The organism is Halobacillus sp. B29 (assembly GCF_052246755.1).
Classification (GTDB): Bacteria; Bacillota; Bacilli; order Bacillales; family Halobacillaceae; genus Halobacillus; species Halobacillus halophilus.
On record NZ_JBQQCM010000019.1, the window covers coordinates 26,381 to 49,537 of the forward strand.

At 36.2% G+C, this 23,157-nt stretch carries 21 protein-coding genes; 16 read left to right on the forward strand and 5 right to left on the reverse strand.

What is annotated here, in order from left to right:
• Window positions 1-140 precede the first annotated feature (140 nt).
• From ACTWP7_RS18850 to ACTWP7_RS18875, 6 genes are read left to right on the forward strand one after another with little or no spacing between them, the layout of a single operon-like run.
• Window positions 141-398 carry a hypothetical protein gene (locus tag ACTWP7_RS18850; RefSeq protein ID WP_443124501.1) on the forward strand — a complete coding sequence of 86 codons (258 nt, stop codon included), beginning with the start codon at window positions 141-143 and terminating at the stop codon, window positions 396-398.
• On the forward strand, window positions 395-1,558 hold the full coding sequence (gene mobP2 / locus ACTWP7_RS18855; RefSeq protein ID WP_443124502.1) for a MobP2 family relaxase: 1,164 nt from the start codon (window positions 395-397) through the stop codon (window positions 1,556-1,558). The genes ACTWP7_RS18850 and mobP2 overlap by 4 nt, the downstream gene beginning before the upstream one ends.
• Window positions 1,559-1,568: 10 nt before the next feature.
• On the forward strand, window positions 1,569-1,997 hold the full coding sequence (locus ACTWP7_RS18860) for a hypothetical protein (protein ID WP_443124503.1): 429 nt from the start codon (window positions 1,569-1,571) through the stop codon (window positions 1,995-1,997).
• A 40-nt stretch (window positions 1,998-2,037) separates the two neighbouring features.
• Entirely contained in the window at window positions 2,038-2,319 is a 282-nt protein-coding gene (locus ACTWP7_RS18865) for a hypothetical protein (RefSeq protein WP_289214785.1), read from the forward strand.
• Window positions 2,306-3,796 carry an ImmA/IrrE family metallo-endopeptidase gene (locus ACTWP7_RS18870; protein ID WP_443124504.1) on the forward strand — a complete coding sequence of 497 codons (1,491 nt, stop codon included), beginning with the start codon at window positions 2,306-2,308 and terminating at the stop codon, window positions 3,794-3,796. The genes ACTWP7_RS18865 and ACTWP7_RS18870 overlap by 14 nt, the downstream gene beginning before the upstream one ends.
• Before the next feature lie 59 nt (window positions 3,797-3,855).
• On the forward strand, window positions 3,856-4,761 hold the full coding sequence (locus ACTWP7_RS18875; protein WP_443124505.1) for a toprim domain-containing protein: 906 nt from the start codon (window positions 3,856-3,858) through the stop codon (window positions 4,759-4,761).
• Window positions 4,762-4,967: 206 nt separating this feature from the next.
• Here ACTWP7_RS18875 and ACTWP7_RS18880 read toward each other — a convergent pair whose 3' ends face one another.
• Window positions 4,968-5,828, reverse strand: coding sequence for a hypothetical protein (locus ACTWP7_RS18880; RefSeq protein ID WP_443124506.1), 861 nt, complete (start codon window positions 5,826-5,828; stop codon window positions 4,968-4,970).
• A gap of 134 nt (window positions 5,829-5,962) precedes the next feature.
• On the opposite strand from ACTWP7_RS18880, the gene ACTWP7_RS18885 reads away from it, so the two are divergent.
• The 4 genes from ACTWP7_RS18885 to ACTWP7_RS18900 all read left to right on the forward strand — a co-directional run bounded on the left by ACTWP7_RS18885 (window position 5,963) and on the right by ACTWP7_RS18900 (window position 12,926).
• Window positions 5,963-8,446 (forward strand): DEAD/DEAH box helicase, encoded by a 2,484-nt coding sequence (locus ACTWP7_RS18885; protein WP_443124507.1) that lies wholly within the window; start codon window positions 5,963-5,965, stop codon window positions 8,444-8,446.
• Window positions 8,447-8,528: 82 nt separating this feature from the next.
• Entirely contained in the window at window positions 8,529-10,808 is a 2,280-nt protein-coding gene (locus ACTWP7_RS18890; RefSeq protein WP_443124508.1) for a site-specific DNA-methyltransferase, read from the forward strand.
• A gap of 106 nt (window positions 10,809-10,914) precedes the next feature.
• The gene (locus tag ACTWP7_RS18895) at window positions 10,915-12,393 is read left to right on the forward strand and encodes a hypothetical protein (RefSeq protein ID WP_443124509.1); all 1,479 of its coding nucleotides are present in this window, start codon (window positions 10,915-10,917) and stop codon (window positions 12,391-12,393) included.
• Between the two features lie 227 nt (window positions 12,394-12,620).
• Window positions 12,621-12,926, forward strand: a complete 306-nt coding sequence (locus ACTWP7_RS18900; RefSeq protein WP_443124510.1) for a hypothetical protein — start codon at window positions 12,621-12,623, stop codon at window positions 12,924-12,926.
• Window positions 12,927-13,063: 137 nt separating this feature from the next.
• Here the strand turns inward: ACTWP7_RS18900 and ACTWP7_RS18905 are convergent, their stop codons facing one another.
• Window positions 13,064-13,240 (reverse strand): hypothetical protein, encoded by a 177-nt coding sequence (locus ACTWP7_RS18905; protein ID WP_443124511.1) that lies wholly within the window; start codon window positions 13,238-13,240, stop codon window positions 13,064-13,066.
• Window positions 13,241-13,593: 353 nt separating this feature from the next.
• Between ACTWP7_RS18905 and ACTWP7_RS18910 the strand changes: the two genes are divergently transcribed.
• From ACTWP7_RS18910 to ACTWP7_RS18925, 4 genes are all read left to right on the forward strand, one after another.
• Window positions 13,594-13,935 carry a YolD-like family protein gene (locus tag ACTWP7_RS18910; RefSeq protein ID WP_443124512.1) on the forward strand — a complete coding sequence of 114 codons (342 nt, stop codon included), beginning with the start codon at window positions 13,594-13,596 and terminating at the stop codon, window positions 13,933-13,935.
• A gap of 551 nt (window positions 13,936-14,486) precedes the next feature.
• A complete protein-coding gene (locus ACTWP7_RS18915) occupies window positions 14,487-15,548 on the forward strand; it encodes a DUF6731 family protein (RefSeq protein ID WP_443124513.1) in 1,062 nt (353 codons plus the stop codon).
• Window positions 15,545-16,261, forward strand: coding sequence for a hypothetical protein (locus ACTWP7_RS18920; protein ID WP_443124514.1), 717 nt, complete (start codon window positions 15,545-15,547; stop codon window positions 16,259-16,261). The genes ACTWP7_RS18915 and ACTWP7_RS18920 overlap by 4 nt, the downstream gene beginning before the upstream one ends.
• A gap of 1,004 nt (window positions 16,262-17,265) precedes the next feature.
• Entirely contained in the window at window positions 17,266-18,039 is a 774-nt protein-coding gene (locus ACTWP7_RS18925; RefSeq protein ID WP_443124515.1) for an N-acetylmuramoyl-L-alanine amidase, read from the forward strand.
• Between the two features lie 232 nt (window positions 18,040-18,271).
• Here ACTWP7_RS18925 and ACTWP7_RS18930 read toward each other — a convergent pair whose 3' ends face one another.
• Window positions 18,272-18,463, reverse strand: a complete 192-nt coding sequence (locus tag ACTWP7_RS18930; RefSeq protein WP_443124516.1) for a Spo0E family sporulation regulatory protein-aspartic acid phosphatase — start codon at window positions 18,461-18,463, stop codon at window positions 18,272-18,274.
• A 165-nt stretch (window positions 18,464-18,628) separates the two neighbouring features.
• Entirely contained in the window at window positions 18,629-18,829 is a 201-nt protein-coding gene (locus ACTWP7_RS18935; RefSeq protein WP_443124517.1) for a hypothetical protein, read from the reverse strand.
• A gap of 350 nt (window positions 18,830-19,179) precedes the next feature.
• On the opposite strand from ACTWP7_RS18935, the gene ACTWP7_RS18940 reads away from it, so the two are divergent.
• Together ACTWP7_RS18940 and ACTWP7_RS18945 are read left to right on the forward strand one after the other, a co-directional pair.
• Window positions 19,180-19,254 carry a flagellin gene (locus ACTWP7_RS18940; RefSeq protein WP_443124521.1) on the forward strand — a complete coding sequence of 25 codons (75 nt, stop codon included), beginning with the start codon at window positions 19,180-19,182 and terminating at the stop codon, window positions 19,252-19,254.
• 90 nt (window positions 19,255-19,344) lie between these two features.
• On the forward strand, window positions 19,345-20,433 hold the full coding sequence (locus tag ACTWP7_RS18945) for an NAD(P)-binding protein (protein ID WP_443124518.1): 1,089 nt from the start codon (window positions 19,345-19,347) through the stop codon (window positions 20,431-20,433).
• Window positions 20,434-21,057: 624 nt separating this feature from the next.
• Here ACTWP7_RS18945 and ACTWP7_RS18950 read toward each other — a convergent pair.
• On the reverse strand, window positions 21,058-22,704 hold the full coding sequence (locus tag ACTWP7_RS18950; protein WP_443124519.1) for an N-acetylmuramoyl-L-alanine amidase: 1,647 nt from the start codon (window positions 22,702-22,704) through the stop codon (window positions 21,058-21,060).
• Between the last annotated feature and the right edge of the window lie 453 nt (window positions 22,705-23,157).

Sequence of the window (23,157 nt, forward strand, 5' to 3'; positions counted from 1 at the left end):
GACCGCACATCTGGAGATTTTCTTGTTCCCTCGTTTTGCCCGGCTCTGCCGGGATTCACACGCCAAGTGGGAACAAAAACCCCTTATGCTCTTCTCTTTATTCACTAGTTTTAGGAACTTCATCAAAGGGAGTGATGGTAATGGAAGTAAGAATTCGCTATATGGATCCGAAAACTGTTCAACGAATTGACGAACTTGCGGATGAAAAAGGATTAAGTCGGCAAGAGTTTTTACATGCTCAGTTACATCAATTGGCTGTCTTTCGAGAAGAGAATAATCGTGAACAAAGACTCCAGCAATTAGTCGATCGCAACATTCAAACAATGGCTCATTGTTATACAGCCATTCGAGAAATAAATGATCTCTTGCAGATTGAAGAACCAGGTGAGGAAGCATGAGTGAAACCATAACGCCTGGAGTGGTTTTAAAAACAAAATTCGTGACAGCGAATAAGAAAGGATTTCAAGATTATGTGCAATACGTGGACCGAGAAGAAGCGAAAGGAAAGGGGGATGCTCATCGGTCCATGTTTAGTTTATATAATCACTATATGGACGACCCAGATAAAACATCTGCTTTGTTTACTCAGCAGTCGGACCATTTATCGGTGGAAGGAAAGCAGGGCATTAAATCTTTGTTTGAACAAGCTCAAAAGAAGAACAGTATCATGTGGCAGGACGTCATTACATTTGATAATGATTGGCTTCAAAATCAAGGTGTTTATGATTCAAGGACACACACCATAGATGAAGATGCTTTGAAACAAGTGACACGGAAATCCATGCAGGCCATGATGAAAAAAGAAGGATTACAAGAGAGTGCTGTTTGGTCGGCGGCCATTCACTATAACACTGACAACATTCATATTCATGTGGCCACCGTCGAACCCAACCCGACTCGTGACCGTGGAAAGCGAAAGCCGAAAACGTTAGACGCAATGAAAAGTGAAGTCGTGAATGGATTGTTAGATCGAACACAGGAACGAGATCAAATCAACTCGTTGATCCGTGACCATATGGTGAATGCAAAGAAAGAGAATAGCAGCATGAAATGGAGCAATAGAGAAATAAAACCTCTGTTCCTCGACGTGTATAATCACTTGCCTAAGGATAAGCGACAGTGGCACTATGGCTATCAAACGCTGAACCATCTTCGACCAAAGATTGATGAACTAACGACAAGATATTTAAATAAGTATCATGGCAAAGATATGAAGCAGCTGCATGAAAAATTGGACAAGGAAGTAAATGAATTGAAGCAAGCCTATGGGGATGGACCTAAGGATAAGCGACGCTATAAGCATTACAAACAAAGCAAGCTGGATGACCTCTATAAACGAATGGGAAATGCATTTTTACAAGAAATGAAACGGTACGATCAACAGCGTTTTCCTAGGCAAACTTCTAATACAAATGGCCCTTATAAGTCCATGCCTTCAGGTATTCAATTACAACGTTCTTTAAGAAGCATTCAACGTTCATGGGGACAAACATATGATCAGTTTATCAATGACTTGGATCATCAGAAGTTGGAACGAAAAATCGAAAGAGAAGGGTAGGGATATATAAATGGGAAGGCGACAAAATATCACGCTTCATGAAGAAACGATAGCGTTAATCAAAGAGTATCAGGAACAGCATCATATTCGTTATCCTGGCGAAGCCTTAGATAGAATGATTGAAGAGTGGGAAACGCAGAAGGCAACAGACCATTCTCAAGAATATCTCATGAGTTTGATGGCTGAACGTTTTCAAGACATATTTTCTGAAGAGATGAAACGGTTGAGGTTAGCAGCCAATCGAAGCGATAAAAATACGCAAGTCCTTCTTGAGTTAATGAACGGTTTTGCGATGGATCAAAACTTAGAAAGCTGTGTGACGACACCGATCTTTGAGAGTCAAGCGATGAAGGACGCGAAACAAGCGGTAGAAGAAAAAATCAGTCATCAGCGTCAGAAGAGAATAAGCGTGAAAGAGACACAACCAGCATCAAGCTAATGGTATGAATAAGGAATTATAAATCAAAGGAGTGGAAGGAATGCTTTTGTTTAATAGCAATTATGAGGTGGGTGTATTTAAGCGATTAAGTGAAAATAATGAGCTCGTGATGGACGTGGGAAGTGAGGAATACATCTTAAAATTGAATGATGAAGAAATGGAGGATCTGGAACAGCATTTAGTGAATCAAGAGAACTTACTCATTCCCTTTCATATGAAAACTAAGGAACTGATATTAAACACAAAACCCAATTACGATGAGGAAGAAATGGAAGAACTCATGAACATCAGTGAGGGAGCTGAGGGACATGGCGAAGACTAAACAATCATATAAACAGAAGTCACCGGAAAAGGTCAAAGAGGAGATCAATCGACTGACAAAGGGAATGGAAGAAAGTATAAATAATCATTTTCATTCTCCTGAACAAATGAAAGAGTATCTAGACTTTATGGGGAAGTTCCATCGATATTCTCCACGTAATACAGCACTCATTGATTCACAATTTCCAGGTGCTGAAGCTGTAGGTTCTTATGCCTTTTGGAAAGACAAAGGGTTCCCTGTAAACAAAGGAGAGAAAAGTCTAAAGGTTCTTGTACCTAACCGATTAGGCCAGCAGTTTCAAGATGAAGAGGGCGAATGGAAACCTTTGAAATATGCAACGAAAAAAGAAAAGCAACAAGTCAAAGACGGTCAACTCGATAAACGAGAAGGCCGTCTTGTTTATTCTACCGGAAGTGTGTTCGATGCTTCTCAGACAACAGCAACTCAAAAAGATCTGCCTCAAATCTTTCCTAACAAATGGATTGATGGAGAGGTTGAAAACTACAGTCAGCTTCGAAAAGGAATGGAGGCTATAGCCGATAAAAATAATATTCAAATTGTAGATCCTTATGAAGAGTTAGGAGCAGCTAAAGGCGTAAGTTACACCGGGCGAAATGAAGTAGCTCTGAATCCGCGTAACTCGGAGCGACAAGATACAAAGACACTGTTGCATGAACTGACTCATGCCAAGCTTCATACAAAGGAAAATATCAATGACTACACCAAACCAGAGAAAGAATTTCAGGCGGAAATGACAGCTTATACCGTTGCTTCTTATTTCAATATTGATACCAGCGACTACTCGTTAGATTATCTTCATCACTGGACCAAGGACCATGAATTTAAAGACCATGAAAGCCTATTACAAGAAGTCCAGTCTACAGCTAAAGAATTCATAACGACCATTGAAGAATCATTGGACCAAGAAAAGGAAGGGGAGAAAACAATGAGTATTAAAGAACAAAAACATGAAGTGGAAGAGAAACAAGAAATGGAGATGTTACCTTCAGAAAAGCTTCGGGATATGTACCGAAGCCAGGTGAGCAAGGCTGAGAAGGATGACGGGCCATTTGTTAAGGAGGAAAAGGCTGAAGAGGAATATTCTCATCAAGACTTCAAAGATGCATATAAAAAAGAGCTTATGAACTTTATTGAACCAACAGTCGGAAAAGAATTGGATAAAGAAGAAAATATTGACCGGCAAGAACGTTTAAATCAGATGCGTGCTTTTCAAGAGACTCACAGCAAAGAAGATGTGTACCAGCTTAAAAAAGAATCTCTTCAGGAATTAAAAGAACTACCATTGACCGATCGTGGTGAAGAGCGACTATCTCAAATCGAAAGTAAGTTGGACCGAGAGTTCCATGAAGAGAAAGAAAAAGACAGCACCACTTCAGAAATGAAGAATGGAAAGGGTAATAATGAGGCTTTTCAGCAGAAGGAAAAGCCAAAAGAAAAAATAGAGGTTGAACGCTAGGCAGGGGGTTTTCTCCCTGTTTTTTTCTATATCTAATTTTAGAGAGGAGGAAGTGCTGCATGGCCAAACATGTAAGCGCGGACCAAGTGGAAGTTGCCCGTAATGTGGATCTCATAGACTATCTTGAGCGTAAAGGAGAACCATTGAAGAGAGAGGGAAGATACTACCGACACCAAGTACATGACAGCTTAGTGATTAAAGACCAAATGTATGCCTGGAACTCTAGAGACGAAAAAGGAGCTGGAGTTATTAACTTTGCCAAAATGTTTTATGGTATGAGCTTTCCGGAGGCTGTTCTCGATCTAAATGCGCAAGGTTATAAGGTTAAAAACACTGTCCATGAGGAAAAACCGAAGGAGCCTTATCAATATCCTTTTCACTATGAAGTGAACGATAGGACAAAGGCTAAAGATTATCTTACAAAGGAACGGAAAATACATCCTAAGATTGTTGATTGGCTTAATAATAAAGATTTAATCGCACAGGATAAGCTCGGAAATGTGGTGTTTAAGTGGGAACAGCAGGGAGAGATTGTTGGTGCGGATCGACAAGGAACCTCTCCTATGAAGGATGGGCGAATGTTTAAAGGTATTGATAGGAATAGCCATGGTTCGGCTGGATTTTCGGTTGATATAGGTAAACCAAATTCCATTTATCTCTTTGAGAGCCCGATTGATGCACTGTCTTATTGGACTATTAAGAAAGGGAAGTTACAAGATACTCGCTTAGTTTCCATGTCTGGGCTTAAGCGACAGACTATGATTGATGAAATTAAACGAATGGGAAAGGAAGGTCATCAGGTTAAGCAAATAACGTTTTGTACGGATAATGATAAGGCTGGACGAGAGTTTGCTAATAAGTATCAGCGGCTAATGAGTAAAGAAGTATCTAAAATTGATTTACCTACGAATAAAGACTGGAATATAGAGAGCAGGAAACAGAACGAGGTATTAATAGAAAGATAGAGCGCACAACCATATGCAAGATAAATGGTGGAAATTTTTATAATACACTTTTATTATAATTTTCATCTAAGGAACACGACTAAAGTCGTGTTCCGATAATATCTATAGTTACACTGGATCTACTTATCTATCATTCTATAAACTTTAATATCACAAGGAAATCATATCGTTTAAGGGAAAAGACCGACGCTTAGCCAGTTAATACTCTATGATTTATTTGTGGCCATTAGGTAATATTTATTTAGAAGGAACCTAAAATCCCCCATCTTTGATAATGGTAAATAAATTTTCTTATCAGAACCAATCTTATATCCCTTTTCATTGTAATCACCTTGGGATCCAACTCTCTTATAAAAAATAGGGTTATGGTCCATACGGTGATAAACTCCTCTAGCATTCATATAGAATACACCTTTTAAACAAGGAGTGTCGTACCAATACACATAATCAGTTTTGTTCAAGCCATTCTCCTCAACTAGCTTTCGTTGTTCAAGAAGCTTAAGCTTTTTATTTTCCGAACCTATATCAAGCGTTAGTGAATGAGAATAACAATTGTATTCTTCATGAACAAAATCTTTAATTTTCAGGTAAGGTCTAAATATGCATTTGAATTCCAAGTAGGAAAAAGGTTCACTCTCTCCTTCTCTAGTTAATTTAAGATCAGGCATGTGTTTATTTGTTGTATCAGCCCTTTGACATTTTATTTTAATATGTGAACCAGAACTCCGTAACTTTCCATTTAAAGTACTCTCCAAGAACTTTTGAAATACAGTTTCTAATTCATTGCCTAGCTTAAGGTCTTCAGATTTATCTATTAGCTTGCCTTCCCCGAGGAAAAATTCATGGCAGTCTCGACACATTGAATTGTTTGGTTTTTGTGAGAGGTCAAATTCATCCTTACCTTTTTGGTCAATATATAACTGTTGGTAAAAATATTCCGAGTGCTTGGTATTCATAAATATCTCTTTGTGAGCTTGCGGAACTTTGACTCCGTTTTCCACAGCAAATTTTAATAAATCTTTATTATATACTGTACTTTTTAAAGCATTCTTCTTATCATAATACATAACACACCTCATAAAGATAAAATTTCCAATACGTAAGGATATTGTTACATAAAAAGCCTTAAAATGGAATTTGAAATTAGTTATTTATTCTCAGTAAAGCTAATAAAAATGGAGAGCTGGAGGATTTCGTAGATATGAATATTGAGCTTAAGGATTTTCAAAAAGAATACACCTCGGAACTTTTAGGTAACTTAGAACGATCAAGAAAAGATGTAAAAGAGTATAGTGAAAACCATGCAGTATTACTTTCATCTCCTACTGGATCTGGTAAGACAGTAATGATAACAAAGCTAATAGAAGATGTTTTTAAAGGAACAGAAAAGTTTGAACCAGAACCTTCATCTGTTTTTTTATGGCTATCCGATCAACCGGAACTGAACGTACAATCTAAAAATAAAATAAAAGAGGTTTCTGATACATTAAACGAAAGAAACTTAGAAATAATTACTTCAGATTTTAATCAAGAATATTTTGATGGAGGTAAGGTGTACTTCCTTAACACCCAGAAGATAGGAAAAGATAAAAATTTGACCGTAAAAGGTGATGGTCGTGAATATACTATCTGGGAGACTATACAAAACACTAGCGATAAAGTTAATGAAAACTTTTATGTGATTATAGATGAAGCTCATAGAGGTATGAATGTAAATCAAAGGGAAGCCCAAACAGCTCAATCCATAATACAGAAATTTTTAGTTGGCTCGGAGGAAATGAAACCCTCAAAACTTATTATTGGCGTCTCAGCTACTTCCGACAGATTTGAAAATTTAGTTAACGGTACAGATAGAGTACTAAGGACCGTTAGAGTTGACGTTAATAAGGTGAGAGAATCTGGGTTATTAAAGGACCGATTAGTAGTTTATCACCCGGATGAAGAACAGCCTTCAGATTGGTCTCTATTACATACAGGTGCTTTGAAGTGGAATGAAATGTGCGAAGAATGGAAGAGGTATTCAGTTGAACAGGATAGTAATTACATTGAGCCAATTATGGTTATACAAGTGGAAGATGGCAATGAAGACACGTTAACTAAAACAAATCTGTCTTCTGTTATTAATACATTAGAAGAAGCACTGGGACCGATAGATGAAGAATCTATTGCTCATTGTTTTCAAGAAGAAAAAGATTTTGAAGTAAACAGTAAAAAAATCAAGAAAATTGATCCTTCCAATATTAATAGTAATCCTGATGTTAAATTCGTTCTATTTAAAATGGCTTTAACAACTGGTTGGAACTGCCCAAGAGCAGAAGTTATGATGTCTTTTCGTAGGGCACAGGATTCGACATTGATAGCTCAATTAATTGGAAGGATGGTGCGTACACCATTAGCTAGGAGAATTGAAGGTAACGAAATGCTTAATGAAGTATCTTTATACTTGCCGCATTATAATAGCGAGACATTAAGTTACGTTATAAATAAATTGAAAGGTGACTCTGACACGAGTGTCGCTACTGATATACAACAAGATTCTAATTTGAGCACATGGTCATTACCAAGTAGCTTGGAAAAATCATATTCAGCGATGAATAAGTTACCTTCATATAGGAAGAGTAAAAAGTTAACTGACCTTAAACGACTTTTTACTTTTTGTAATTTATTATCGATAAAACATGATCTTCATAAAGAAGCACTCCCAAATTCTAAGCAAATTATAGTAGATACATTAATAGAAGAGAGAAATAGACTGCTCAAAGATAGTGAACAGTTTGCCAACGCCTTAAATGATGCTGCTCAAATAAATGTAAGTCCAGTAGTTATAGAAAACGGAGAATACACCGTCACTACAAAGGATTCAATAAAGATTGGTTTGAGTGAAGCGAATATAGATGATTTATATAAAAAAGCTAAGCTACGTTTCCAAACAGAGGTATGTGTTGAATACCTTAGACAAAATTACGATGAAAATGAACCTTTTAAATCTAAGTTAGAGCTATTCCTATTATCACAAACTAAGACAGTTTGGAGTAAATTGGAGCAAGTGGCAAAGACAAGAATAACTGAACTCAAAACCATTAATCATACTGCTATAAACTCCCTATCTTCTTCTCAATTAAATGAGTATAATAAGATATATTCAGCTGCAAGAAATGAGGAGGCACAGTACACTTTATTGCCTAAAAAAATCATTTTACCTAAAGTTGATGTAATAGTAAGGTACGAGAAACATTTGTTTTCAGATGAAAGTGAGTCATTTGATACAGACTTGAATACATGGGAACATGAGTTGGTTATGGAAGAATTACAAGACGCAGAAGTGATGGCATGGTTAAGAAACTTTGATCGGAAACCATGGGCTTTAGGTGTTCCATACCAAAAAGATACGGAAACAGAAATAATGTACCCTGACTTTCTAGTTACCAGGAAAATTAATGGCGGATATATTACTGATATCCTTGAGCCCCACCATGAAAATTTAAGTGACAGTTTGGCTAAAGCAAAAGGGTTAGCTGACTATGCAAATAGACACGGAGCTCAATTTGGACGTATTCAACTTATCAGACAAATAGATGGGAATTTAAAGCGTTTAGAATTAAATGATTTTGAAATAAGGCAAAAAGTCATGAGGCTTATGAGTCATGAAGAGTTAAATAGACTCTTCTCAATAACCTCTGTGTAAAAAGAAATGAAGCGGGTGAAAGTAAACCTCTGCTTCATTTTGTACATATGGACAAGTCCTTTGAAATTATAAGGAGGAAATTATGGCTGTTGTAGATCAACTGATAGATGAAATATCTAATAAAGAAATAAGAGATAAAATTCGACAAGAGGTTAAAACCTTAAGAAAGGATAAGCAATTCGGACTAGTATTTGAAGAACATATACCAGAACATATTGTCTTGTATAATACTCGAGTAAAAAAAGGTGCTCGTGTTATACACAAAAAAACAAATGAGAAGTACAAAGTTTCTAGAATAGAAAATAATAAAGCCAGATGTATTAGTAAAGACGGAGAAGAAAAGTCATTCGATCTTAATGAATTAAATGTTATTAAGTTGTTTGGCGAAGCAATATATCCAGCTTTAACACCTGTAGAACAAGTGCAAAAAGATATTAACAAACCGTACCATGCACTTATTGAAGCCGATAATTATCATGCTCTTCAGGTGCTGGAATATTTATATGAAGGTAAAGTAGATTGCATTTATATAGATCCTCCTTATAATACGGGAGCTCGTGATTGGAAGTATAACAATAACTATGTAGATGAGAATGATGGATATAAACATAGCAAATGGTTATCGTTTATGAAAAAAAGGTTACTTATCTCAAAACGCTTATTGTCTGATGATGGAACTATGGTTATAGCTGTTGATGATAATGAAATGGCTCATATAGTTTGTTTATTAGAGGAAATAATGCCTGAATATGAGTTGACAGTTGTAACTGTTGTCCATAACCCTCGGGGAAATGTAACTAAAAATTTCTCGCAGGTTCATGAATATGCAATTTATCTTACTCCAAAAGGTATTTCTACTATTTCTAGAATGTCTGTTGAAAATGACAAACCTAGAAAACTTCGAAGATGGGGTGACTATTCTGAAAGAGAAGAAAGACGTTCAATGTTCTATCCAATCTATATTAAAGATGGAAAGATAACAAGAATAGGTGAGCAGCCTTCAGATGATTACCACCCGGGAAGTAGAAACATAGCCCTGGATAATGGAGAGATTGAAGTATGGCCTATAGATCAAAATGATATTGAAAGAAGATGGAATTATAGTCGTGATACTATTGAACATCATCTTGATAGAATTATACCGCTCTATAAAGATGGACAATTCGATTTATTTCTTACTGCCGAACTTTCACCTCCTAAAACCTTTATGGCTAGTCCAGATCTCGATGCGGGCGGAGCTTATGGGAGTACGCTAGTAGAAAATATAACAAATAAGAAATTCCCATATCCAAAATCATTATATGCAGTATTAAAATGTATTGAACCAGTAGTAGTATCGAAACCAGATGCTCTGGTTTTAGATTTTTTTGCGGGTAGCGGAACCACTTTTCATGCACTTTCAATCATCAATTCAATACACGGTGGTAACAGAAAGTCGGTAATGGTAACTAATAATGAAGTTCACCCAGAGTCAACTGCAAAGTCAATGATTAAAAGCGGTATAATGCCTGGTATGTCAGATTTTGAGAAGCATGGTATTTGCCAAGCAATTACATTTCCAAGATGTAAGAATGCAATAAATGGATTTAGAGAAGATAATACTTTAATACCAGGTGAGTTGACAGTAGGAAAGAAAGAGCGAAAAGAGCAAAGAAGAACAGTAAGGCCGTTGGGATTTACTACCCCAGAACAAATGACTAAGCTGGTTAATAGAAAACAACTAGCAGCCGCTTTAGGGCTAACCCAAAGTAAGATGAAAAAAGATAGTAATTGGTATTTAGAAGACTCAGATAAAGTATCAGTTTTATTTAATCCAGAAAGAATAAGTGATTATTGTGAAGCCGTTAAGGAAAATGAGGAAAATGTAGATACTATTTACGTCCTCATGCCAGATGGTGCTGCATTTAGAGCTGTAAAAGAGGAGCTTCTGGCTAATTTACCGAAAATATTTATTAATAAAGAGAAAAAAGTTCCAGTTTCTGATGGGTTGAACGAAAACATTCAATACTTCCGTTTGAACTTCCTTGACTCAATTAGTGTAGAGTTAGGAAGAGAATTCGAAAATATGTTACCCTTCTTCTGGATGATGTCAGGAATGGTTGGAGAACTACCTATTAACGATTCATCTGAGAAATATTTTATTCCAGATGGTAGTAGATTTGCTGTTCTAAAAGATGAAGTATATTTTAATGAGTTTAAAAACGTACTAAAGAAACACGAAGCTATTGATTATCTTTTTCTAGTAACCGATTCAGAAGAAGCTTTCATTTCAATGAAAGAAGAATTATCTGGTTATAAAGTTATTCAACTCTACAAGCATTACTTAGAGAATTTCAGCATAAATACACAAAAGAATATATAAAAAACCATTACAAGAGTCGTTATGCTATTGAGTTAAATCAATTGCATAACGGCTTATTACTTTACAAAGGTATGTGAAATTTAAATGGTAAAAAGGAATGAAGCATATGAGCTCCAAAAGAATAAAATGGACGCCAGATAAAGTTATAAAAGAAATTGTGAAGCTAGATGACAAGGGTGAAGGATTGTACGTAAGGAATGTAACTAAAGTTAACTTAGCTCTTTTAAAAGCAGGGAGGAGACATTTCGGAAATTGGGAGAATGCAATAACTAATGCAGGGTATGATTATGAAGAGGTTAAGAAGAGAGGTAAAAGGGAAGGGGCTCAAAAAATCTCTAAAGGGAGACAAAAACGGTTTAACAGTACGGAGTATCTTGAGGCTCAAAAAAGTGAAGCAATTTTATCCCTTATACAAATACACAAAGAAAATAATAACTTAACATACTCATTTCTTTATGAAAACCATGGATCATTATTAGCAATGCTGTATAAACATTTTAATTCTATAGAAAATGCTATGGAAGCAGCAGGTATCGATTATGCAAATATAAAAAAAGTAACATCTAGACGAAAGTGGACTGATGATAGTATTAAGAAAGAAATATTGAAACTATTAGAAAATGATGAACCGCTATACGTATCCTATATAATAAATCAGCATAGACAACTGTATAGAGCATGTGTAGAATATTTAGGTTCTTGGGGAAATGCTTTAGATATGATAGGGGTAGATTATCCACGAATTAAAGAAATAAAAAGACAAGAAACAATCGAAAATTCAACTTTATATTCAAAAACTTATGTTCTGAAAAATTTATATGAAATAAAGGAAAAAGGACTACCATTATCTAGAAAAACAATTAGAGAACATACAAGTGGACTTGAGGATGCTTGTTATAATCGATATGGAAGTTTAAAGGTGGCAATTGAAGCTGCTGGGTACAACTATGAAGATGAACTAGAAGTAGCGGAGCAAATATGGCTTGTCAAACAAAGAGAAGTTCAAATGAAATGGACGATAGAAAGTGTGTTAGCAGAAATACAACAGCTGTATGAACAAGAAATTCCTTTGTACAAATCACATATACAAAGTTATAATCAGTCTTTATATGATGGTGCTATCAATCGAATCGGTTCATGGAGTAAAGCCATAGAAAAGGCTGGTTTAGACTATGATAAAGTACGAGAGGATTCAAGAGATGCTTCATATTGTGGTTATCTTTTTGAAGATTTGTTAGATGAACTGTTAATTGAAACTGGAATATCATATTCGAAATACGATCACGAAAAATACAATCCTGATTACACTTTGAGGAATGGTGTATGGATGGATGCCAAGTTGAGCCAGTGGACTGTCTACGCTTCTAATACCATTGATAGATACAAATACCATTGCAGATACCTAATTATTATTTATATGAGAGGACGAAGAGGAGAAATCTCAGATCAAATCATAAAATCTAATGTAAGATTAATTAGTGTACATAAATATATTAAACAATTGTCCCAGCATCGACAGCAATACTATCTCACTGAAATTAATAAAATAGAGAGCCACCTGGAAAAAATAGAAGATTGGATATAACCAATTAACTTGATAGCCATAAAATACGTTATACGTAAGTATTAAGGTTGTGTCTATTACTTTTTTATTTCTAAGAAATTTATGAAATTCTATGTAAACCAAAGCATTTTAAAGTTTTGTCAATAACTGCTTTAGGACCTTATTGTATTAATTGTACGATTTTGCTCTTTTACGTTTTTAGGTGGTAAGGTATATGATTACCTCATAATCAAATTTGAGGTGATTTAATGAAAAAAGAACCGACATATCAAGAATGGGCATTTAAACTGATTCCATCCAGTTACGGAGAGTTAAAAGGCAACAAGAGATACTATCGTGTGTTTTTTGGGACAGTACATTGGCATACAGCTGATCCAGAGAACATTCATAAGGCATGTACAGTATTCGTTCAGTATGGTAATAATCCAGACTTTGAGCAGGCAAGGAAAAAAGGGGAAATAAGAGAGAATTATCCTTGTCATATTCTTGATGAAGATTTGGATGTGGTTATAGATGGAATTAAGGTATTAAGAAAAAAATTTGAAAATAATTAAGCAGTTTAATCGGCAAACCGAACGTAGTATAAGAAGAATGTATAACTGCAACCTCCGTTACTGTCCTAAATTTAGGATTTATAGGATTTCCGGAATATAGAAAGAACAAGCCCTGGCCAAGAGCCTGGGCTTGTTCTTTAATGTTTAATAGGAGTCTCATATACGCTTAAGTTCGATTCTAACTCTCTTATTTTAAGCTCTTGCTTCTTTAAATAAGAAAAGATGTCGACTAGAACGTTGTCCATCCCTTCAGATACTTCCTCTTTTGCTAATTCTTCCTGCCACTCCAAAAGTTTAGAAATCACGCTTTCCAATCGTAAAACCTCCCCGATTTTGTATCAATTCCATAATTCGACATATATCTTTAAAACCCTTCACAAAATTTGTAAGTTTACTTTTCTTTACTTTGTGATATTATAAGAACAAATGTTCGTGTTAGGAGTGACCACAGTGGAGGGTATGTTGAATCGGTCAGAGTCCGATAAGAAAAAAGTTGAACTAATTTATATGTCGAAAAAGGGAAATTTTTCTCAGCGTGTTATCTGTGTTGTTTCTATTAAAAGAGACGTAGTTCTTGCATACTGTTATACGAAGAAGACAGTTCGATCGTTTAGAAAGGAAAATATCCTGTCAGTTCATCCTTATAAAGAAAGGAATAGTGTCATCAATGGATAATCGAAATCGGGATCGAGGTACAATTAAGTGGACATCTCTAATGTTGCCTGAGCATGTTGAGATGGTGAAGCAGGTGTGGAAAGAGGATGAACGCATTGAAAAACCTATTTTGGATGAACAGCAAATGGAGGAAATGGGGTTTAAACTTCAGCGGGCAGTAAGTGACGGTCTACCAATACAAATCAGATATCATAATGGTTTTAATTATAGTGAAGAAAAGGTCAAGGTATTGCAGATTGACCTCAACGTACGAAAAGTGAAATGTATAACCGTTAGGGAGAAATTACATACCTCCATTAATATTGACCAAATCATGGACGTAACGATTATATGAGCTTCTTAAGGAAGAGCCAATAATTGTTCATAATAATGTAGAAGCTCGACATGAAAATAGATATGGGGAAGAATTTTATTACCATTGCCCCATATTAACCCTAGGGGATATTGAGGTGATACTTACGACTGGATATTGACTGGATTTTCTTTTTTAATACAGATATCTTATTTAATCGTTTTTACACCTTATCTTTTATTCTTCAGTTAATTCAGGGAATGGGCGGCATTATCTACATTGCTTCAAATACATTACTAAATTCGTAACGTCATTCTCTTTTATATGCAGCAATTGGTAAGTTAATCTTCCAGTCGTTCAATTCTGCTTTATAGAACACCGCATAACCACACATATCTAAAAATACCTCCACTAACTCTTCATCCATGTTGCCTTGATGTTTTTGTATTATTTCAGCCCATTCTTTTAATTTCTTTATCACATCCTACACATTTACTTTAACCTTATTTCTACAAAAATTGCTAATTCCACCATAAATAGGAGGTTTATAGAATCATAGTGTCGAATTGTAACGGTTGAAAGGGTGTGACTTAATGTCTAGAACAGTTAAATTTTACCAAGTAGCAATATATGAGAATGAAGAAAAAACAAATATACCTGTGGGTAAATTTTTAGATTTGGCTGGGTTAGCTGACTGGGTTGACAGGCTAAGGAGAATAGATGGTTACCCCACCGCAATAAAAAAGATTGACTTACATTCAAAGAATCCAAATTATAGGATATTACCATTTGTGAAATATCGACAAGATTATAAGCCGTATCTTGGGGACATACAGTCGCCACAAGAGTTAGATGAAGTTAAAAAAGACATAATTGAGATGGTAACAATAGTTCATGACGAAAACACCGATGTGTTTGCTATCGAAGGCAGTATGCATGGAGTGAAACAGAGCGGTATAGAAAAATATCTAAACACATTTCTTCCAAAAGATGAAAATGGTTACCCGGAATTCCAAATTGTATTGAGCCCTATCATGTCCTATAAGGGAATGGAAGATCTTAAAAGCTCTTCCCAGATTAGATCTATTGAGTTAACTTTGTCTCTTAGTGAATATCACATGGGTCATTTTGAAGATTCAATGAATGAAGACGAAAAACCAGCAAACAAAGTGCTTTCTTCTTTAAGGAAGATTGGCTCTGCCAAGGAAGAGCTGGAGGCAAATAAAGTTAGAATGGTTTTCGGCGTTGATAATGGTAAACATAATACTATGAGGCTAGATGCAGCCCTTGCAATGTTAGAGATGCTTCAAATGAATATGAATTCGGTGGATACATTGAAAGTTCGCTATCGAGATTCTGAAACGGGAGAATTGGACAACGCAGATTTAAAAAATAACGGTGGGCCATTGAAAGACAAAATTTTTGAAAACAATCCTGCTTCTTATCCTGGATGGCAATTAGTAGGTGCAGAAATAATAAACACTATACACTCTAACCTTGGAACTTTAAATAAAGCATATACCAGTTTTACTAAAGATAAAGTAAGGTATAGTGTGGCCGACAATAGGCGATTTCTTGATACTCGTTTAATCGTAAAAGTTGAAGATAAGTATAAGGTAATTGAAGATGAACCGGGAGGGAGCAGTGATGAGTGAATCAAAGTACTAGCAAACAGACAAATTTCGGTGATAAAGTTAAAAATGGTCTTTTGGTAGCATCTGACTCTTTATTTGAACTAATTTTACCAAAAGTATTTTTGGGGCTAATCGTTGTTTCGTTTTTTTATTTTTTAATTATCAATATTCCGTTTTTTGATGTAGAAAGTATGGCTAAGTTATCAGAGTTTGAAGAAGAGTTAAGCTCAATACTTTTTAATGAAAACAAGTCTTCATTACTAATTAATATATCAGTGGTGTTAATCGGGTTCTTTATTACGGTGATGTCTGTACTAGGTACAAATTATTCTAAAGCAGTGTCTAAATTGGTGGAAGATAATGTTTCTGATAGGTTTATAAGTTATTCTGCCTGGGCTTTAACTTACGCATTTACCTTTTTAATATTATCAATACTAAATACTGACTTTAGTGAAGAAGGAGTTACTTTAATATATTCCTTCTTATTTTGTGCTCTACTTGCTAACGCTATAAGGTTTACTTTGATAGTAATAGAAATATTTCGTAAAAACATTTCAGGCTCATGTGATGAAGTTAGAGAGCAAGATCAAAAAGAAAAGGAATTGATAGGACTGCTCCGTGAAATCAAAGAACATTTGGAATACCAGGGTGAAGATGAAGAAAAATACAAAGAAGAATTAAGAAGAAAGATTACAGAACAAGAGAAAAAAGAAGGTATGGATAATAATGAGTAATCTAACTAAATTAACTTGTGCTTTATTTGCCCTGACATCAAGTGCAAGAAACTTTGACATCTGTTAATTACAGATGTCTTTTTTATGGAGATGATTACATGGATATTCAGAAGATTTCTAGGCTTGCTCGCAAAAACAGGCTTGTTAAATTCTATCAAAGAAAACCAATGAGCTCTTAGTGCGAGCTTCCTGAACTAGGGCGTTACTTTGACCTTATTAAACACTTCAGAATTTGATGGCAACTTTCCAGAAAATAATGTTTTTTCAGGGCTAAACATTCAAAGAAATAACTTTTACACTAATAAAAAGGTGAATGATGATTTACTTCTTTAGCTTGAAGGAGAAGCCATGAATTTCCTTCACATATGGAATCATATCTAGTCATCCCCCTATCTTCTAAGGACTTTATCAAATGACATACTTTTTGACATACTTTTCTACAGCCTTGTTTATCTTCTTTTATTATTGAAGTTGGTTACGGACCTTGTAAACATTGTTTTTATCCATCTGGTTAGATGTTATTTTCTTTTATTGAATTAGATGAATCCATGGGCGGCATGATGTAAGGTTTAGCTGCCCTCAAACTTTCTCATGAGTTCAAATAATTTCAGAAAGCGTTATCATTTTGAAAATTATCTTTGTGAGGGGTATCAGAATTTATAAAGCTATAAAAGGTAGTGACTCTTTGGTGTCTCGAGTTTGCTTTTCTGTGGCAATATTCATCCGAAGAAATACATTTTGAGCACTATGATATGAATGAATGTTTCAGAAAGAATAAATTAGATGATATAATAATTAACTTCTTGCTTTTCTTATTTTTCTAAGCAAGGATAGAGCCCCACCTTTCGCCAAAGGTGGGGATTTTTTAGGTTAGTATTATATAAGAAAGTATATATTTCTTCTAAAATGGGTGAAAGATAGAGTAAACGTCCACACCTTTTCTTTTCCGGTGCATTTAATATAAGAGGTTATAAAATAACCAAATTTAAATAGGAGTGTTAATATTGGCTAGATTAATAGCATTAGACGATGGTCATGGTTTGGAAACTCCAGGTAAGCGTACACCTTATATACCGGAAATTGGTAGGTCAATCCACGAGAATGAATTTAACCGAGCAGTCGTACACTATTTGAAAATAGAACTCGAAAGATGTGGTTTTGATACGTTATTAGTAGCTCCTACAGATGCAGACACACCTCTTAAACAAAGGACAGATTTAGCAAATAGTAGAAACGCTGATGCTTATGTTTCTGTACATTACAATGCTTTTGATGGAACATTTAGTGGTGATAATCCGAGTGGTATAGAAATTTATGTCTATAATGGAGACCTAAATAGAGAATCTGGAAAACTTGCTAATGCAGTAGCAAAATACCTGAGACAAGGCACTACTCAAGCATTTCGTGGCATTAAAGAAGAAAACTTTCATGTACTAAGAGAAACTAATATGATTTCAATTTTGACAGAGAATGGATTCATGGATAACAAAAGAGAAGCACTGCTCATGATCGATAGAGATTTTCAAATGGAAGTAGCTGTTGAGCACGCCAAAGGGATATGTGAATACTTTAACGTAGCGTACGTTCCTCCGGTAGTTCCAGGAGACACAGGGTTTAAGGATGTGCCCAATGATTTATACTCAGCACCCGCCATTAAAAGAGCTAAGGAACTTGGCTTGATGGAAGGCTATCCAAATGGTAATTTTGGTCCTAATGATAGCTTGAAGCGCGGCGACTTTGCTATTGTGTTAATGAGATTGTATGACTTGCTAAAGTAAGTAAAAGTAAGAATGGTTTTTAATTTATTTACGTTTATCTACGCCTTATCTTCAATTAAGAAGGGGGCGTTTTTAGTTGAAAATAGGAATAATAGTAACAGAAATGTTGGTGAAAAAAGTTCAGTTTTTATGTAGAAATTTGTTTTTTATTGGTTTACAATGGAAAATGAGGTTTGGTTTTCCAATACTTAATAAACAGTCACGGCCTGTACCCTGCTCTAAGAGTGGGGACTTAATCTTGGTTTCCCTCACTTTCCCAGAGTGAAGGTTTTTCTTTACGCAGCTTTTCCAGTTTGTTTAATAAGCAATCTAGTTTTTGAGAAATAATTAAAACATCCTGAAAATCTAAATTATTCATATAAGCACTATACATCTTTTCTCTTGTTTTTTCTATTTGCTCTTCCAAGAGCTTCTTATCGGACATTATCCACCTCCAATCAAAAATCTACAAATACAGATTTAGATCAACTATACCATGTAAGATTTTGTTGGCTATGGACATTTAATCCTCACTTCAATGTGATGAAAAAGAATTATGCTTATGGAATTTGTGAATTTTTCAATTTTTCAATAAGTTTAATGCCTTAGATCATAACCTTCCATCCTTAATTCCCTTCTCAAGTCTTCGTAAGCCTGAGTTTTCAACCATATCTCCCAGTTCATTTATGTACCTTTTCTGATTAATGAGGAGCTTACTCATGATAACGAAAATTTCTAAAACCTTCAGATCCAGATTGTGCTTCTTCAATTCTGCTTCCCATTGACTGATATGTTGTTTTAAATCCTTCATTAAAATCACTCCTTTACTATGTTATCGTTAGTTGTTTTGTTTTTGGTGTCACTTTTTTCTGAAAATGTTTAAATATTTTTTGGTGATGGCACAGAACGAATGTTTGTGTTAATTGGAGAGGATACCTGTTGTTTTTTTCCGGTTAAAATACTGCACAGAATTGCCAAAACTCCATAGAATGTTAATACATAAATCTGGATTCATAGAATCCCTCTCCCCACTCTTGCTAGGTGGGGGGAGGGATTCTTTTCTATATTTCCATGTCAGGTGAGTTGATTGTTGGACCTCGGTCAAAATTAATCCGCATGTAACTAGCCAAAGAAATGATGAACTAAATAAAATCATCTACTTTGGCTCAAGCTTCCCAAACAATGCTTGCGAAGGCAAATCAGTGGCCACAAGGAGTTCTTCAACTTCTACATTAATTGGCCAAAACTTACTCACTTTACTTTTGAATGAGTAGAAAGGTTTGTTTTTTCTTATACTAAGTGAATAAAACCAAGAGGAGGAAGATTATGAAAATTGCAATTATGGGGGCCGGATTGTCTGGCCTTTCCTGTGCTTTGACTTTAGAGAAGTATGGGTATCAAGCAGATATATTTGAAAGACGAGCAATGGTAGGCGATCGTTTTGTCATTGCAGAGGCCATGTTTTCTATCTTTCATACTCCCTATGATGATGCAGTTAAATACTTAGCTGAAACCCACGAAATTTACCTTAAGCCTACGACGAATATTCAAAAAGTGCACATTTACTCTGAGAATGAGCATTCTTTTATAGACGGACATCTAGGGTTTACGAATATGCGAGGCAAGCATCCAGAAGCGTATGAGAAGCAACTTGCTAATCAGCTAAAAGGAGAAATTCAATTTAATAAAAATATATCCTATAAAGATATTTACAAAGAGTATACACATGTGGTTCTTGCTACAGGTGATGTGTTAGATACCGAAAAATTCCAACCATATGATGTGGCTTTCAAGGCTAGTTTTAAAGGTGCAGTAATTGAAGGAGATTTTAATCAAACCGAGGCTCACACTTTTTTTAATAACAATTTTGCACCTAAAGGAATGGCGTATGTACTGCCACACTCTGATAGGGAAGCCTCTCTTGTATTAGTTTATCCTCAATATCACGAAAATGAGACACTAGATAAAAATGAGCTATGGAAAAAGTGTTTTGCTGAATGCTGCAGGAGACTGGACCAAGATTTTAAAGTGCTAAGTGAGTATTCCATTAAAGATTATCGAATTGGTAAAATTCAAACACCGAGGATAGGGAATACGTTTTTTGTGGGCAATTGTTGGGGCGCTATCACACCGGTGTTTGGTTTTGGACAATTTGAATCTATGTTGACAGGGATTTATGCAGCTCATGATATTGTCGGTATCGGCAATTATGAAAATTTGGTCCAACCATTATCTACAAGTTATCACGACTCTCTTACCCTGCGAAGAACATTGGAAAGGTTTGATAACAAAACGCTTGATCTTTTAACCAAGTCAATGCGTAATGAGTTAGTTGATAGCTTTGTGACAAGTAAAAGATTCAATGCCATGAAATTATTGAGCCGTATTATTCATCCATATCCTCGTAAATCATGATAAAAAGTGTTTTTCCCTGCCAAAAGCAAACCAGATGCCACAAGTAGTTCTTCAACATCTACGTAAATAGCCAAACCCCACTCAATCAAAGAGTGGGTTATTTCGTGCAATTTATCTTCTCCATATTATAATTAAGAAACCCGTAATAACCATCAAAACCTCACTTGGGGTAGAAATGGGGCTTAATTTTATTACTATTGCCCTATTTCTATTCGTAGAGAAGGTTCTTAATCTTATAAAGGGTTGATATAATAAGGTGGGACTAGACTACATATTGACTGGATTTTGACTGGTTTTTAAAATCGACTACTAAAAATCAACAGACCTTTCAAGAGTTTATAAACTTTTGAGTGGCCTTTCTTTTATTGTAAGAGATGCATGTGGTAAAGGGCTGATTTTGAAATAATTGCTATTAAGTGACAGGACGATTATCTCGAAACTGAGTCTTCAAGATAAGGGCAGGTTTGTGGAAGACTCGATTTCGAGATAACTACATAAAATAACTGCTTCACTTCTTTTCTGGTATTATTTGGATTATTGACGAAATCGTTGAAATACTTACAGGAATGGAGGTAAAGTGGTTGAAAAAAGCCAGAACCTCTTTATGAGGATCTGGCTTTTCACTTATTCCAACTCCTTCAAAACACCACTCAACAATTCCAGTTGTTTGTTCATCTCTGCGAGCGTATAATTAATATTACGCTCATGAAGAGCCAAAATCTGCTGCCCATAGGTGTCACCTGGAACGGCCCATTTGCCGTTCAGTCCCACCCATGTCGTAGCACTGCCTCGAGTTACTAAGTCGAAGCGTGGATCGACTTTTTTAAAACCAGTAGGAATCTGTTCTGTGCTTGCGTACGCATACAAATGCTGAATATGAGCATGGACGCCTTCTTCTGGTGTTGAAAAAGTAGCACCAGGGTTGCCGGGACCAGTGGCTCCAATACCGGCATAGTTATTTTGTTCAGGGCTGACAAGGCCAGTGAATCGAAAGTAGTTGGTTTCACTGATGGCCTGGGCATAGGCGGTATCTCCACGGATTCCGTAAGCTTCTCCATATTTGATATAATAACCCACGAGGTTAGGAGCGTCTGGGTTGACAGTTTTGACGAAATCGTTGAGCTGACAGGCATTCAAATACATGTCTCCGAGAATGGTATAGCCGTCTTCGGGCTCTAATTGTGGGTCTGGATCAGAGGTTTCACCTCGGATGATGAACGCATCCGCGATGCCGATCTGCCTCAAGCGCTGGACTAATTCCAGGGCATTTTCTTCTTCGGCAAAGGCTCCGGCTTGCACGCGGTAATAAAGAACGTCTGAAATCGTCGTAGGGACGATAAAGGAATTGATCCCTTCATCAGCAAGTGCCTCTACATGTTCTTCGGCATTTTCACGATTTCGGAATGAACCTGCGATGACGCGGTACAATGGATCCGCTGGCGGCTCTGGTTCAGGCATTGGCGCTTCGACGCCTTTGATGATGAACGCGTCGGTGATTCCGACTCGCTGCAATCGTTCCACTTGTTCTTTGGCATTGTCTTCATTCGAATACGCACCAGCCTGCACTCTGTAATACATGGCGCCGGAAACCATTGCCGGCACGACGAAGGAGGCGATGCCTTCCTGTGCGAGGTCTTCGACACGTTGGTCAGCATTCTCTCGTTTCTGGAACGAACCGGCGATAACTCTGTATAACTCTCCTGGTGTAGGTGTAGGTTGGGATTTTTCTGGTAGATTCAGCGCATCGGCGACGCCTGTAGCGATACCACGGCTAACATCGTTGATAAAGGCTGAACTTTTCAATAAAGCAAGATCATTCGGGTTGTCTACACACAAAACTTCTAATAGAAGCGCACTCATATCCGTTTCCCTTAAGACGCGAAAATTCTCACGCTTTTGTCCGCGGTTTCTGACGTTGTATTTCGAAATGGCATTGAAGGTCGAGTTTTGGATGATATTTTGATAGGCTCTTGTATCTGGAGCGAGTGGACCGTTATAAATACAACTTTCGAAGCCGCTCCCGCCTGCAGCATTATTGTGAATTGATAAGAAATAGTCTGCACTGATTTGGTTGGCCAGTTGGGTACGCGCAGTGAGGGATAATGTGACATCCGTAGTCCGAGTCATGACGACATCTACTTCGTAATTTTGTGAAAGGATGCTTCTGACATTTAAGGCGATCATCAGGTTAAAGGTCTTCTCCTGGTTTCCTTGATAGGTGGCACCCAGATCCGATCCTCCATGTCCTGGATCTATAACAACAGTTTTCATGAAAGTATCTCCTTTCTGGATTTCCCTATAATTTATGAAATTTTAAGACAAACTGTATAGACGAATGGTTGTCATTTCCATATTTCTCTTAAGTTCTCAATGTTTTTATTATGTAATTTCAGATGCTCGAATGAAAGCGGGATTTTCTTTCAATTAAACTTAATGCAGCAGAATAAAGAATAGTTGTAACGCTAAGCGAAAGATATCTAGTACTGAGTCTTAAAGTAAAGGGGGGCTTTAGTTTAATAAGCAAATATATATAAAGGGGACTTCCATAAAATTGGAAGTCCTCTTTTGTAGGTAATATCAACACTAAACTTTAACAGAGAGACGTTCATGCTAATTTTTTCGCACCATGACATATGAAAATGGCTTCCAAACGGGTATTAGAAGAGTACAGTCAGCGACTTCTACCAAAGGTCGAGAAGGCGTGATGTCTTAGAACTCGTAACA